The sequence below is a fragment of the Nocardioides dubius genome, from assembly GCF_039528155.1.
Lineage (GTDB): Bacteria > Actinomycetota > Actinomycetes > Propionibacteriales > Nocardioidaceae > Nocardioides > Nocardioides dubius.
The window spans coordinates 376,187-388,266 of the sequence record NZ_BAAALG010000001.1 but is presented as its reverse complement, the minus strand read 5'-3'; the positions used below and the strand labels follow the sequence as shown (position 1 = coordinate 388,266).

The 12,080-nt window shown below is 71.4% G+C and carries 13 protein-coding genes; 5 read left to right on the top strand and 8 right to left on the bottom strand.

From position 1 onward, the window contains the following. On the top strand, positions 1 to 948 hold a 948-nt coding region (locus ABD151_RS01750; RefSeq protein ID WP_343990702.1), incomplete at its 5' end, for a cytochrome P450. Continuing rightward, positions 945 to 2,231 carry a thymidine phosphorylase gene (locus ABD151_RS01745; protein ID WP_343990700.1) on the top strand — a complete coding sequence of 429 codons (1,287 nt, stop codon included), beginning with the start codon at positions 945 to 947 and terminating at the stop codon, positions 2,229 to 2,231. The genes ABD151_RS01750 and ABD151_RS01745, both read left to right, overlap by 4 nt. A gap of 1 nt (position 2,232) precedes the next feature. Here ABD151_RS01745 and ABD151_RS01740 read toward each other — a convergent pair whose 3' ends face one another. Further along, positions 2,233 to 2,685, bottom strand: a complete 453-nt coding sequence (locus ABD151_RS01740) for a MaoC family dehydratase (protein ID WP_343990698.1) — start codon at positions 2,683 to 2,685, stop codon at positions 2,233 to 2,235. Positions 2,686 to 2,843: 158 nt separating this feature from the next. Between ABD151_RS01740 and ABD151_RS01735 the strand changes: the two genes are divergently transcribed. Beyond that, a complete protein-coding gene (locus ABD151_RS01735) occupies positions 2,844 to 3,902 on the top strand; it encodes an adenosine deaminase (protein WP_343990696.1) in 1,059 nt (352 codons plus the stop codon). Between the two features lie 136 nt (positions 3,903 to 4,038). Next, positions 4,039 to 4,473, top strand: coding sequence for a universal stress protein (locus tag ABD151_RS01730; protein ID WP_343990694.1), 435 nt, complete (start codon positions 4,039 to 4,041; stop codon positions 4,471 to 4,473). 25 nt (positions 4,474 to 4,498) lie between these two features. Here ABD151_RS01730 and ABD151_RS01725 read toward each other — a convergent pair whose 3' ends face one another. Genes ABD151_RS01725 through deoC form a run of 5 tightly spaced genes read right to left on the bottom strand, consistent with a single transcriptional unit; the run spans position 4,499 to position 8,956 of the window. Further along, positions 4,499 to 5,044: a hypothetical protein gene (locus ABD151_RS01725; RefSeq protein ID WP_343990692.1), complete on the bottom strand. Its 546-nt coding sequence runs from the start codon at positions 5,042 to 5,044 to the stop codon at positions 4,499 to 4,501. Positions 5,045 to 5,057: 13 nt separating this feature from the next. After that, positions 5,058 to 5,672 carry an ATP-binding protein gene (locus ABD151_RS01720; RefSeq protein ID WP_343990690.1) on the bottom strand — a complete coding sequence of 205 codons (615 nt, stop codon included), beginning with the start codon at positions 5,670 to 5,672 and terminating at the stop codon, positions 5,058 to 5,060. A 3-nt stretch (positions 5,673 to 5,675) separates the two neighbouring features. Beyond that, on the bottom strand, positions 5,676 to 6,548 hold the full coding sequence (locus ABD151_RS01715) for an aldehyde dehydrogenase family protein (protein WP_343990688.1): 873 nt from the start codon (positions 6,546 to 6,548) through the stop codon (positions 5,676 to 5,678). Then, on the bottom strand, positions 6,548 to 7,987 hold the full coding sequence (locus ABD151_RS01710; RefSeq protein WP_343990686.1) for an aldehyde dehydrogenase family protein: 1,440 nt from the start codon (positions 7,985 to 7,987) through the stop codon (positions 6,548 to 6,550). Before ABD151_RS01710 ends, ABD151_RS01715 begins: the two co-directional genes overlap by 1 nt. A gap of 6 nt (positions 7,988 to 7,993) precedes the next feature. Next, a complete protein-coding gene (gene deoC / locus ABD151_RS01705; protein ID WP_343990684.1) occupies positions 7,994 to 8,956 on the bottom strand; it encodes a deoxyribose-phosphate aldolase in 963 nt (320 codons plus the stop codon). Between the two features lie 52 nt (positions 8,957 to 9,008). Between deoC and ABD151_RS01700 the strand changes: the two genes are divergently transcribed. Next, a complete protein-coding gene (locus ABD151_RS01700) occupies positions 9,009 to 9,551 on the top strand; it encodes a hypothetical protein (RefSeq protein WP_343990682.1) in 543 nt (180 codons plus the stop codon). 16 nt (positions 9,552 to 9,567) lie between these two features. Here ABD151_RS01700 and ABD151_RS01695 read toward each other — a convergent pair whose 3' ends face one another. Together ABD151_RS01695 and ABD151_RS01690 are read right to left on the bottom strand one after the other, a co-directional pair. Further along, positions 9,568 to 11,223: a phospho-sugar mutase gene (locus tag ABD151_RS01695; protein WP_343990680.1), complete on the bottom strand. Its 1,656-nt coding sequence runs from the start codon at positions 11,221 to 11,223 to the stop codon at positions 9,568 to 9,570. Positions 11,224 to 11,253: 30 nt separating this feature from the next. Then, positions 11,254 to 12,051 (bottom strand): crotonase/enoyl-CoA hydratase family protein, encoded by a 798-nt coding sequence (locus tag ABD151_RS01690; RefSeq protein ID WP_343990678.1) that lies wholly within the window; start codon positions 12,049 to 12,051, stop codon positions 11,254 to 11,256. Between the last annotated feature and the right edge of the window lie 29 nt (positions 12,052 to 12,080).

Below are 12,080 nucleotides of genomic sequence, written 5' to 3'. Positions count from 1 at the left end.
TACCTGGAGCCGTTCAACCTGCTGCACCGCAACCAGATGATGGAGAACGAGCCGCCGGTGCACACCCGGCTGCGTCGTCCGGTGGCGAAGGCCTTCAGCCGTGGCCACGTGGAGCGGCTGCGCCCGCGGGTGCAGGAGCTCGCCACCGAGCTGCTGGATCGCGCCGGGGAGCGCTTCGACGTGGTCGGCGACTTCGCCGAGCCGCTGCCGGTGCTGGTGATCTCCGAGCTGCTCGGCGTGCCGTCCAGCCACGCCGACGAGCTGCGCGACTGGTCGCAGGCGATCGTGAAGATGTACGAGCCGAACCGCTCCCAGGAGCGAGTGGACGCCGCGGTCCGGGCCGCCACCGACTTCGCCGCCCTGGTGCGCGACTTCATCCGCTCCCGCCGCGCCAAGCCCGCCGACGACCTGATCAGCGACCTCGCCGCCACCGAGCTGAGCGAGGACGAGATGGTCGCCGCGGCGGTGCTGCTGCTCAACGCCGGTCACGAGGCCAGCGTCAACGTCTTCGGCAACGGCCTGGTCTCGATGTTCCGGGCCGGTGCCCGCCCGGGGGCAGACAAGGCCGCCTGTGTGGAGGAGATGCTGCGCTTCGACTCTGCGCTCCAGCTCTTCGAGCGGACGGCGACCGAGCCGGTCACGGTCGGTGGCATCGAGGTCGCCGAGGGCGAGAAGATCGCCGTCCTGCTGGGCTCGGCCAACCGTGACGGCGCCGTCTTCGAGCGACCTGACGAGTTCTTGCCCGAGCGCGCGGAGAACCCGCATGTGGCGTTCGGCGTCGGCGTGCACTTCTGCCTCGGGGCGCCGCTGGCCCGGATGGAGCTGACCGAGTCGTTGACCACTCTCTTCGATCGCCACCCGGAGCTTGAGCTCGACGGGGAGCCGGAGAGCCGAGGAACCTTCGTTCTGCGCGGTTACCACTCGGTGCCGGTGAGGAGTGCACGATGAGCCGCCACGACGCCATCGAGGTGATCACCGCCAAGCGTGACGGCGGCGTGCTCACCGACTCGCAGATCGACTGGGTGATCGACGCCTACACCCGCGGCGAGGTCGCCGACGAGCAGATGTCGGCGTTGGCGATGGCGATCCTGCTCAACGGCATGGAGCGCCACGAGATCGCCCGGTGGACCGCGGCGATGATCGCCTCGGGGGAGCGGATGGAGTTCTCCGCGCTCTCGCGGCCCACGGCCGACAAGCACTCCACCGGTGGGGTGGGCGACAAGATCACCCTGCCGCTGGCGCCCCTGGTGGCCGCCTGCGGCGTCGCCGTCCCGCAGTTGTCGGGGCGCGGGCTCGGCCACACCGGAGGCACCCTGGACAAGCTGGAGGCGATCCCGGGCTGGCGGGCGGCGCTCAGCAACGAGGAGATGTTCGCCCAGCTCGAGTCGCTCGGCGCGGTGATCTGCGCGGCCGGCTCCGGCCTGGCCCCAGCGGACAAGAAGCTCTACGCGCTGCGCGACGTGACCGGCACCGTGGAGGCGATCCCACTGATCGCCTCCTCGATCATGAGCAAGAAGATCGCTGAGGGCACCGGCGCACTGGTGCTCGACGTCAAGGTCGGCACGGGTGCGTTCATGAAGAGCCTGCCCAAGGCTCGCGAGCTGGCCGAGACGATGGTCGCGCTCGGTGTCGACGCCGGGGTGCGCACCGTCGCGCTGCTCACCGACATGTCCACGCCGCTCGGCTACACGGCCGGCAACGCGATCGAGGTCGCGGAGTCGGTCGAGGTGCTGGCCGGCGGCGGACCGGCCGACGTGGTCGAGCTGACCCTCGCACTCGCCCGCGAGATGCTGGCCGGTGCCGGACGCGACGACGTCGACCCGGCGGCGGTGCTGGCCTCCGGCAAGGCGATGGATGCCTGGAAGGCGATGATCCGGGCCCAGGACGGCGACCCGGACGCCGCGCTGCCGACGGCCAAGGAGTCGCACGTGGTGACCGCGCCCAGCAGTGGCGTGCTGACCCGCCTCGACGCGATGGACGTCGGCCTGGCAGCCTGGCGCCTCGGCGCCGGCCGGGCCCGTCAGGGCGAGCCGGTGCAGGCCGGGGCCGGCGTGGTCTGGCACGCCCGTCCGGGCGACGCCGTCACCGCGGGGCAGCCGCTCTTCACCCTGCTCACCGACACCCCCGAGCGCTTCGAGCGCGCCCTGGCCTCGCTTGAGGGCGGCTTCGACATCGCCCCCGACGGCACCGACTTCGCGCCGTCCCCGCTGATCATCGACCGGATCGGCTGAGTCAGGGCAGCAACAGCACCACGGACTCCGCGACGCAGGCCGGCTTCTCCTGGCCCTCGATCTCGACCACGTGGTGGAAGGTGATCTGCTTGCCGGTGGCCAGGTCGGCGATCTCGCCCATGGTCACCGCAAGCCGGATCCGGGAGCCGACCAGCACCGGGGCGGGGAAGCGCACCTTGTTGAGCCCGTAGTTGAGCTTGGCCCCCGGGGTGCGCAGGGTGAAGACCCGCGAGCCGAGCCAGGGGATCAGCGCCAGGGTCAGGTAGCCGTGCGCGATGGTGGAGCCGAACGGGCCGGTGCGGGCGCGCTCGACGTCGACGTGGATCCACTGGTGGTCGCCGGTGGCGTCCGCGAACTGGTCGACCCGGCGCTGGTCGATGGTCACCCAGTCCGAGGTGCCCAGCTCCGTGCCGGCCGCGGCGACGACCTCTTCGACGGTGGTGAAGACTCTCATGGCGATCTCCTCGTCTACGGCCTCGGGCGACGCGACGATGCGGCGGCGCCGACTGATACGTGGGAGACGAACCTACTCACTCCCGGCCCGTTCTGACCACTGCCTGCCTGCGCGCGGCGCGCCGAGGAAGCGGTTGCCGGGTGGGTGATGATGGAGCCATGACGCTGGGAATCGACGTGGTGCGCGCGGCACCGAAGGTGTTGCTGCACGACCACCTGGACGGCGGGCTCCGTCCGCAGACCATCGCCGAGCTGGCGGCCGGGATCGGACACGAGCTGCCGGTGGCGGACCCGGCCGGGCTGGGTGGCTGGTTCGCCGAGGCAGCCGACTCCGGCTCCCTGGAGCGCTACCTGGAGACCTTCGAGCACACCGTCGCGGTGATGCAGAGCGCCGAGGCCCTGACCCGGGTGGCCCGCGAGTGCGTCGAGGACCTGGCCGCGGACGGCGTCGTCTACGCCGAGATCCGCTACGCGCCCGAGCAGCACGTCTCCGCCGGCCTCACCCTCGACGAGGTGGTCGCTGCGGTCCAGCAGGGCTTCGACGAGGCCTCGGCATCGGGCGGGATCGTGGTGCGCCAGCTGCTGACCGCGATGCGCCACCAGGCCCGCTCCCGCGAGATCGCCGAGCTCGCGGTGGCCTGGCGCGACCGCGGCGTGGCGGGCTTCGACATCGCCGGCGCCGAGGCGGGCAACCCGCCGACCCGGCACCTGGACGCCTTCGAGTACCTGCAGCGGGAGAACGCGCACTTCACCATCCACGCCGGCGAGGCGTTCGGGCTGCCGTCGATCTGGCAGGCCCTGCAGTGGTGCGGCGCGGACCGGCTCGGCCACGGCGTGCGGATCGTCGACGACATCACCGTGCACCCCGACGGCACCGCCGAGCTCGGCCGGCTCGCGGCCTACGTGCGCGACAAGCGGATCCCGCTGGAGATGTGCCCGGCCTCGAACGTGCAGACCGGCGCTGCCGACTCGATCGCCGAGCACCCGATCGGCCTGCTCACCCGGCTCGGCTTCCGGGTCACCGTCAACACCGACAACCGGCTGATGAGCAACACCTCGATGAGCAAGGAGATGCATGCTCTGTGCGAGGCGTTCGACTACGGGCTCGCCGATCTGCGCTGGTTCACCATCAACGCGATGAAGTCCGCGTTCCTCCCGTTCGACCAGCGGCTGGCGCTGATCAACGACGTGATCAAGCCCGGATATGACAAGTTCTGAGGGTTTCTCGCGCTGCGACCAGCGTCACCGGAACGAGCCGTCCCCAGAACCGCTCGTTCATCGCTAGGCTGCGAACCAGATGAACTCAACGCCGTTCGGTCCCGCGGGAGCCGACGGAATCGGACAGGAGAGCCACATGACCAAGATCATCGTGACCGGCGTCGACGACAGCGACACCGCCGCCGCTGCCGCCCGCAAGGCCGCAGAGATCGCCGCAGCCTTCGGCGGCCGACTGCACATCCTCTCCGCCTACGGCGACCTGGATGCCGAGACCATCAACATCGGCACCGACGAGATCCTGGTCAGCAACGAGCAGGAGGCCGAGCAGACCGTGCACAAGGTGCTCGCCGAGCTCCGGCAGACCTACCCCGAGCTGGAGATCACCTCGGCGGCGTCCGAGGGTCGCCCCGGCGAGGCGCTGGTGAAGGCGGCGGAGAACCTCAACGCCGACCTGATCGTGCTGGGCAACAAGCGGGTGCAGGGCATCGCCCGGGTGCTCGGCAGCATCGCCAAGGACGTCGCCGCGCACGCACCGTGCGACGTCTACATCGCGCACACGCACCACCGCTGAGCGAGCACCGCTCACCGATCGGCCGCTAGCGGGAGCGGGCGTCGTCCGGCAGCACCACGAACCACGGACGACGCCACCCCGCGAGCCCGAGCCGGTGCCAGCGCCAGGGCCCCGGCGCGATCGTGCGCAGGGCTCCGGCGCTGGGCTCGTAGAGCAGCAGGCCATCGTCGGGCGCCGCGACGCCCAACACCACGTGGCGCGGCAGCCAGCGCGAGCCCACGTAGATCGCCACCGGCGCTCCGGCCAGGACCGACTTCCGCGCCGCGACGAGCTCGCGGACGCCACGCCGGGCCACCCACCTGACCCGGTAGCGGCGTCCGGTCAGCGCGCCCAGGTAGCCGGCGACGGCCCACGGGGGAGTGCCCAGCGCTCGGGGCCAGGGCAGCTGCAGGCCGCCCGGCCCGCGAAGCGAGGTCAGCCGGCGGTGCAGCAACAACGCCTCGGTCGAGAACGCCGCCTGGTCCCGCACCTGCACGGCATACGCAGCCTCGTGCAGCATCCGGGCGGTGACCATCGTCGCGGCGCCGCAGCTGCGCCGGTCCGGCTGCCGGAACCAGCGCACGTCGCTCATCGCCGGCGCCCGCTCAGCGGCTCGGCGTCGGCTGCGCGATCAGGCCCTCGATCGCGCGATGCGCCTGCTCGGGGCTGGCCGGAAGACAGCCCTTGGCGACGGCGTCCGCGACCACCCGACGCTGGTCGCGCATCAGCACCACACCACGGCGCAGCAGCACCAGCGGCGGCTTGCGGTGCTCGCGCAGATCGCGGACCAGCCGGCGCCAGAAGGTGATCAGGGCAGGCTGACGCACGCAGTAGGCGGCGGCCAGCAGGCCGCGCTCGCGACACGCGGCGACGATGTCCTGGGCGAAGATCCCCTCCGCCACGAAGTGGCGGGCCTCGCCGAGCGAGAGCTCCTGCCAGCCACAGCGGCCGTCCTGGCTGAGCTCGTAGATCGGCACCTTCGCGGCGCCGTCACGGCACAGCTGCTCCAGCACGGCGAGTGCGTCGTCGGGCAGCCAGGAGCGCGGGTCGTCCCAGTCCACGATCCCGGCATTGGCCCCCGAGGTCAGCCGGGGGAGCGTCGGGTCCGAGCCGTCCTTGTAGAAGTCGTCGAGCCGGAGCACCGGCAGACCGGTCCGCTCGGCGAGCCGGGACTTCCCGGCACCGGAGGGACCGGCCAGCACGATGACCTGAGCGCGCAAGGACTACAGCCCGATCGGGTGCCAGACCGTCTTGGTCTCCAGCAGCCAGGTCATCGCGGAGGTGCCCGGGTCCTGCGACCAGTCCGGCTCGGCGGCCGGGGCCCGGCGGACCCGCTTGAGGTTGTCGGCTGCGGCGATCTCCAGGTTGCGCGCCAGATCGGCGTCGCCGGCGATGCCGGTGAGGTCGATCGCGTTGACGTCCATGTGCGCGGCGAGCCACGGGCCCACCGTCGCGGCGGAGCCGGTCAGGATGTTGACCACGCCGCCGGGCACATCCGAGGTGGCCAGCACCTCGGCGAAGGTGACCGCCGGCAGCGGACGCTCGTGCGAGCTGACCACGACCACGGTGTTGCCGGTGGTGATCGCCGGGGCCACCACGCTGACCAGGCCCAGCAGGCTGGACTCCTGGGGCGCCAGCACCGCGACCACCCCGGTCGGCTCCGGGCTGGAGAGGTTGAAGAACGGACCGGCGACCGGGTTGGCGCCACCGACGACCTGGGTGATCTTGTCGGCCCAGCCGGCGTACCAGACCAGCCGGTCGATCGCCTCGTCGACGACCTTGTTGGCCCGGGCCACGGAGCCGCCCTCGGAGCGGAAGACGGCGTCCACGAACTGCGGACGACGATCCTCCATGACCTCGGCGATCCGGTACAGGATCTGGGCCCGGTTGTAGGCGGTGCGCGCCGACCAGCCGCCGAACGCCTTGCGGGCGGCGACGACGGCGTCGCGACCGTCCTTGCGAGAAGCCAGCGAGGCGTTCGCCATGAACTGTCCCTTCGCGTCGTTGACGACGTAGGAGTACCCGGACTCCGAGCGGGGGAAGGCGCCCCCGATGAAGAGCTTGTACGTCTTGCGGACGTCGATCCGGCCGGCCATCACTCGGCTCCCTTCAGGTAGCCCTCGAGGCCGTGGCGGCCTCCCTCACGTCCGTAGCCGGACTCCTTGTAGCCACCGAACGGGCTGGTCGGGTCGAACTTGTTGAAGGTGTTCGCCCAGACCACGCCGGCACGCAGCTGGTCGGCCATCCAGAGGATCCGCGAGCCCTTCTCGGTCCAGATCCCCGCCGACAGGCCGTAGGGCGTGTTGTTCGCCTTCTCGACCGCCTCGGTCGGGGTGCGGAAGGTCAGCACCGAGAGCACCGGGCCGAAGATCTCCTCGCGGGCGATCCGGTGCGCCTGGGTGACGCCGGTGAAGACGGTCGGCGGGAACCAGAAGCCCTGGCTGGGCAGCTCGCAGGCGGGCGACCAGCGGCCGCCGCCGGTCTCCGTCTCGCCGATCTCGGCGAGCTCGCGGATCCGGGCGAGCTGCTCGGCGGAGTTGATCGCGCCGATGTCGGTGTTCTTGTCGAGCGGGTCGCCGACGCGCAGGCTGGTCATCCGGCTCTTGAGGCGCTCCAGCACCTCGTCGGCCACCGACTCCTGGACCAGCAGCCGGCTGCCCGCGCAGCAGACATGGCCCTGGTTGAAGAAGATGCCGTTGACGATGCCCTCGATGGCCTGGTCGAGCGGGGCGTCGTCGAAGACGATGTTGGCGGCCTTGCCGCCGAGCTCGAGGGTGACCCGCTTCTCGGTGCCGGCGACCACCCGGGCGATCGCCTTGCCGACCTCGGTGGAGCCGGTGAAGGCGACCTTGTCGACGTCCTCGTGGGCGATCAGCGCCTGGCCGGTGGCACCCGCGCCGGTGACGATGTTGACCACGCCGGCGGGCAGGTCGGCCTGCTGGCAGATCTCGGCGAAGAGCAGTGCGGTCAGCGGGGTGGTCTCGGCGGGCTTGAGCACCACGGTGTTGCCGGCCGCAAGCGCCGGAGCGATCTTCCAGGCCAGCATCAGCAGCGGGAAGTTCCACGGGATCACCTGGGCGGCGACGCCCAGGGATCGGGTGCCGAAGCCGGAGTGCTCCAGCTTGTCGGCCCAGCCGGCGTAGTAGAAGAAGTGAGCCGCGACGATCGGGACGTCGACGTCGCGTGCCTCCTTGATCGGCTTGCCGTTGTCGAGGGTCTCCAGGACGGCGAGCTCGCGGCCGCGCTCCTGGATGATCCGGGCGATCCGGTAGAGGTACTTGGCGCGCTCGCGACCGGGCATCTTGCCCCAGACCCGGGTGTGCGCACGACGGGCGGCCTTGACCGCCTTGTCGACGTCGGCGGCGTCGGCCTCGGAGACCTCGGCCAGCACCTCCTCGGTGGCGGGGTTGATGGTCTTGAAGCTGCTGCCCGCGCCGTCGACGAACTCGCCGTTGATGAAGAGCCCGTAGCTGGGCTGCAGGTTGACGATCCCGCGCGACTCGAGCGCCGGGGCGTAGCTGAAGGGGTTGCTCATGGCGCCTCAGTCCAAGGTGAAGTAGTCGGGGCCGGAGTAGCGGCCGGTCTGCATCTTCGTGCGCTGCATCAGCAGGTCGTTGAGCAGCGAGGAGGCGCCGAACCGGAACCAGTCGGGGTCGAGCCAGTCGGAGCCGGCGACCTCGTTGACCATCACCAGGTACTTGATCGCCTCCTTGGTGTTGCGGATGCCGCCGGCGGGCTTCACGCCGACCATCTGGCCGGTCGCGGCGCGGAAGTCGCGGACCGCCTCCAGCATGACCAGGGTGACCGGCAGCGTCGCCGCCGGCTGCACCTTGCCGGTGGACGTCTTGATGAAGTCGGCACCCGCCAGCATCGCCAGCCAGGAGACGCGCCGGACGTTGTCGTAGGTCTGCAGCTCGCCGGTCTCGAAGATCACCTTGAGGTGGGCCTGGCCGCAGGCCTGCTTGACGGCCTGGATCTCCTCGAAGACCTGAAGGTAGCGGCCGGAGAGGAAGGCGCCGCGGTCGATCACCATGTCGATCTCGTCGGCCCCGGCCTCGACGGCGTCACGGGTGTCGGCGAGCTTGATGTCCATCGCGGCGCGGCCGCTGGGGAAGGCGGTGGCCACTGCGGCGACCTTGATCCCGCTGCTGCTGAGCACCTGCTTGGCGGTGGCCACCATGTCGGGGTAGACGCAGACCGCGGCCGCCTGCGGACAGCTCGGGTCGGCCGGGTCGGGGCGCATCGCCTTGTTGGCCAGGGCGGTCACCTTGCCGACGGTGTCGGCACCCTCCAGGGTGGTCAGGTCGACCATCCGGATGGCGAGGTCGATCGCGAACTCCTTGGCGGAGGTCTTGATCGAGCGGGTGCCGAGGGAGGCGGCCCGGGCTTCGGCGCCCACCTGGTCGACGCCGGGCAGGCCGTGCAGGAAGCGGCGCAGCGTGGAGTCCGAGGAGGTGACGTCGTCGTACGCCGCGGCGGCGGTCGTCGTGGAAGTGTCGGTCACCTACCCAGCATAGGGTTGGGGTCATGAGTGGCGGCAATCCCAGGATGTGGGAATGAGCAAGAACGCGCGGGAGAGCTTCCCGGCGACCAACGGCACCGCGATCGGGTGGCTGGGCGTGGCGCTGATCGGCGTCGGGATCATCGCCACCCTGGTCGACGGACGCCACGACAGCGACCCGTTGGTGGTCTGCCTGCTGCTCACCGCGATGGCAGGTCTGTACGCCTTCCTGCTGCAGCCGCACGTCGAGCTGAACGGCGACGATCTCGAGCTGCACAACCCGTTCCGGGTGATCGCGATCCCGCTGGCGGCGATCAGCGAGGTGCAGATCCGGATGACCCTCCAGGTCGCCGCACACCAGCACCGCTACACCTGTGCCGCGGTCTCCCGCTCCCGCCGGACGCTGCGCAAGAACCAGGCCCCCGACCCGCTGAAGGTGCCTCAGGACCTGATCGAGTCCCGGATCCAGACCCGGGTCGCCGAGGCCCACGAGCTCAACCTCCCGGCCGGCCCGGTCACCCAGCGCATCGTGTGGTGGCTGGTCGCCCTGGTCGCCGTCCCGGCTGCGGCCTCGCTGGTGGTCTGGCTGCTCGGCTGACCAGCGGCCCTGGGGATCAGAGCCCGGCAGCCTCCGCGATCGCGTTGCGCAGGGCGTCGAGTCGGCCGGCGGCGGAGATCCGCGCCGCGTCGACGTCGCCACCGGGCTCGACGCCGATCACCACCTCCAGGTAGCACTTGATCTTCGGCTCGGTGCCGCTGGGCCGCACGATCACCCGGGCGCCGTCGGCCAGCCGGTAGCGCAGGCCGTCGGTCGGCGGCAGCTCGGGCGAGCCCAGCGCGAGGTCGTCGACGGCGAGCACCTCGAGGTCGGCGAGGCTGGTCGGCGGGTGCTCGCGGAGCCGGGCCATGGCACGGTCGATCTCGGCCAGATCGGTGACCCGCACCGAGAGCTGGTCGGTGGCATGCAGGCCGTGCTCGCGGGCGATCTCGTCGAGCAGGTCGACCAGGGTGCGTCCGTCGGCCTTCGCCTCCGCGGCCAGCATGCTCAACAGCAGCAGGGCGGAGACGCCGTCCTTGTCCTTCACGTGGTCCGGGTCCACGCAGTAGCCGAGCGCCTCCTCGTAGCCGAACGCCAGACCGGGCAGTCGGCCGATCCACTTGAAGCCGGTCAGCGTCTCCACGTACTCCTGGCCGTGTGCCGCGGCGAGCTTGCCCAGCAGTGAGGAGGAGACGATCGAGGCTGCGTAGGTGCCGGTCCGTCCCTTGCGCAGCAGCGCGGAGCCGAGCAGTGCACCCACCTCGTCGCCGCGCAGCATCCGCCAACCGTGCGGGCCCTTGACCGCGGCCGCACAACGGTCGGCATCAGGGTCGTTGGCGAGCACCAGGTCGGCATCCACCTCGGCGGCCAGCGCGAGGGCGGCGTCCATCGCGCCTGGCTCCTCCGGGTTCGGGAAGGCGACCGTGGGGAAGTCCGGGTCGGGGTCGCGCTGCGAGGCGACCACGTGCGGGGCGGGGAACCCGGCGCGCTCCAGCACCTGCAGGGCGACGTCGTTGCCGACCCCGTGCAGAGGCGTGTAGACCAGCGTGAGGTCGCGCGGGCCGTCGTCCGCGAGCCCGGCGACGGCGTCGAGGTAGTGCTCGACCACCGACTCGCCGAGCACGGTCACCAGGTTCACCCGAGGCACGGAGCCGAGCGCGCCGACGGCGGCGATCTGGGTGGCGATCTCGACGTCCGCGGGCGGCACGATCTGGCTGCCGTCACCGAGGTAGACCTTGTAGCCGTTGTCCTGCGGCGGGTTGTGGCTGGCGGTCACCATCACGCCGGCCACCGCGCCCAGGTCGCGGATCGCGAAGGCGAGCACCGGGGTCGGCAGATGCCGGGGGAGCAGCAGTGCCCGCAGTCCGGCACCGGCCACCACCTCAGCGGTGTCGCGGGCGAAGACCTCGGAGTTGTGCCGGGCGTCGTAGCCGATCACCACGGCGTCCTCGGGGCCGGCGCCCTGGGCCCGCAGATAGGCGACCAGGCCCGCGGCGGCGCGCAGCACCACCACGCGGTTCATCCGGTTGGGCCCGGCGCCGAGCGCACCGCGCAGCCCGGCAGTGCCGAACTGCAGCGTCGTACGGAAGGCGTCGGCGAGCTGCGCGGAGTCGCCACCGGCCTCGACGGCGGCGATCGCGGCGACGAGCTCCTCGCGGGTCTGGGCGTCGGGGTCCTCGCCCGCCCAGTCACGTGCCTGCTGGAGAAGGTGGGCGATCTGCTCAGCGCTCATGGGCCCACGTTAGCCGCGGGCGGGGCCTGGTCAGCGACGCCGGGCGGTGAACGTGGCCGGCACCCTCTTGAACGCAGCCTCGCGCGCGGCCTTGGTGTTGGCGGAGGCGAGCAGGAAGTACTGCTCCCAGCGCTCGCGGGCGAAGGTGCGTCGCGCGGACGCATGCCAGGTGTCGCCGAAGAGTCGCTTGGCGGCGGCGAGCTGGTCGGGGGAGCGCTGTGCCAGCTGCGCGGCGAAGGCGGTCGCGGCGGCGAGCGGGTCCTCGGCGACCTCGGTGACCAGGCCCAGCTCGCGGGCCCGGTCGCCGTCGAAGACCTCGGCGGTCATGGTGAGCCGCTTGGCGGTGTCGAGGCCGACCAGCTCGGAGAGCGCCTGGACGCCGGACATGTCGGGGATCAGGCCCCACTTGGCCTCCATCACCGACCACTGGGCGTCGGCCGCGGAGAACCGGAAGTCGGCGGCCAGGGCGAGCTGGAGACCGCCGCCGTAGCAGTGGCCGTGCACCGCGGCGATCACCGGCACCGGCACGCGGCGCCAGGCCCAGCAGGCCTCCTGGAAGGTGTTGGTGCCGCGCCAGGGCCGCGGGATCAGCGCGCCCGCGACCCGGCGGGGACTCTTCAGCACGGTGGCGAAGTCGAGCCCGGCGCAGAACGCCTCGCCCTCGCCGGAGATCACCACCGCGCGCAGGGCGCGGTCGCGGCTCAGCGTCCGGGCGGTCTCCACCAGTTGGTCGAGGGTGTCCAGGGTGAGGGCGTTGAGCTTCTCCGGACGGGTCAGCCGTACGTGGGCGATGCCGTCGGTCACCGTGTTACTCACGAGTAGCGTCATGGTGCCAGCCTAGCCAATGACAGAACGCC

Excerpts from the sequence above, each read along its gene's own strand:
- ABD151_RS01745 (WP_343990700.1), top strand. The coding sequence starts at position 945 with ATGAGCCGCCACGACGCCATCGAGGTGATCACCGCCAAGCGTGACGGC.
- ABD151_RS01740 (WP_343990698.1), bottom strand. The coding sequence starts at position 2,685 with ATGAGAGTCTTCACCACCGTCGAAGAGGTCGTCGCCGCGGCCGGCACG.
- ABD151_RS01735 (WP_343990696.1), top strand. The coding sequence starts at position 2,844 with ATGACGCTGGGAATCGACGTGGTGCGCGCGGCACCGAAGGTGTTGCTG.
- ABD151_RS01730 (WP_343990694.1), top strand. The coding sequence starts at position 4,039 with ATGACCAAGATCATCGTGACCGGCGTCGACGACAGCGACACCGCCGCC.
- ABD151_RS01725 (WP_343990692.1), bottom strand. The coding sequence starts at position 5,044 with ATGAGCGACGTGCGCTGGTTCCGGCAGCCGGACCGGCGCAGCTGCGGC.
- ABD151_RS01715 (WP_343990688.1), bottom strand. The coding sequence starts at position 6,548 with ATGGCCGGCCGGATCGACGTCCGCAAGACGTACAAGCTCTTCATCGGG.
- ABD151_RS01710 (WP_343990686.1), bottom strand. The coding sequence starts at position 7,987 with ATGAGCAACCCCTTCAGCTACGCCCCGGCGCTCGAGTCGCGCGGGATC.
- ABD151_RS01700 (WP_343990682.1), top strand. The coding sequence starts at position 9,009 with ATGAGCAAGAACGCGCGGGAGAGCTTCCCGGCGACCAACGGCACCGCG.
- ABD151_RS01695 (WP_343990680.1), bottom strand. The coding sequence starts at position 11,223 with ATGAGCGCTGAGCAGATCGCCCACCTTCTCCAGCAGGCACGTGACTGG.
- ABD151_RS01690 (WP_343990678.1), bottom strand. The coding sequence starts at position 12,051 with ATGACGCTACTCGTGAGTAACACGGTGACCGACGGCATCGCCCACGTA.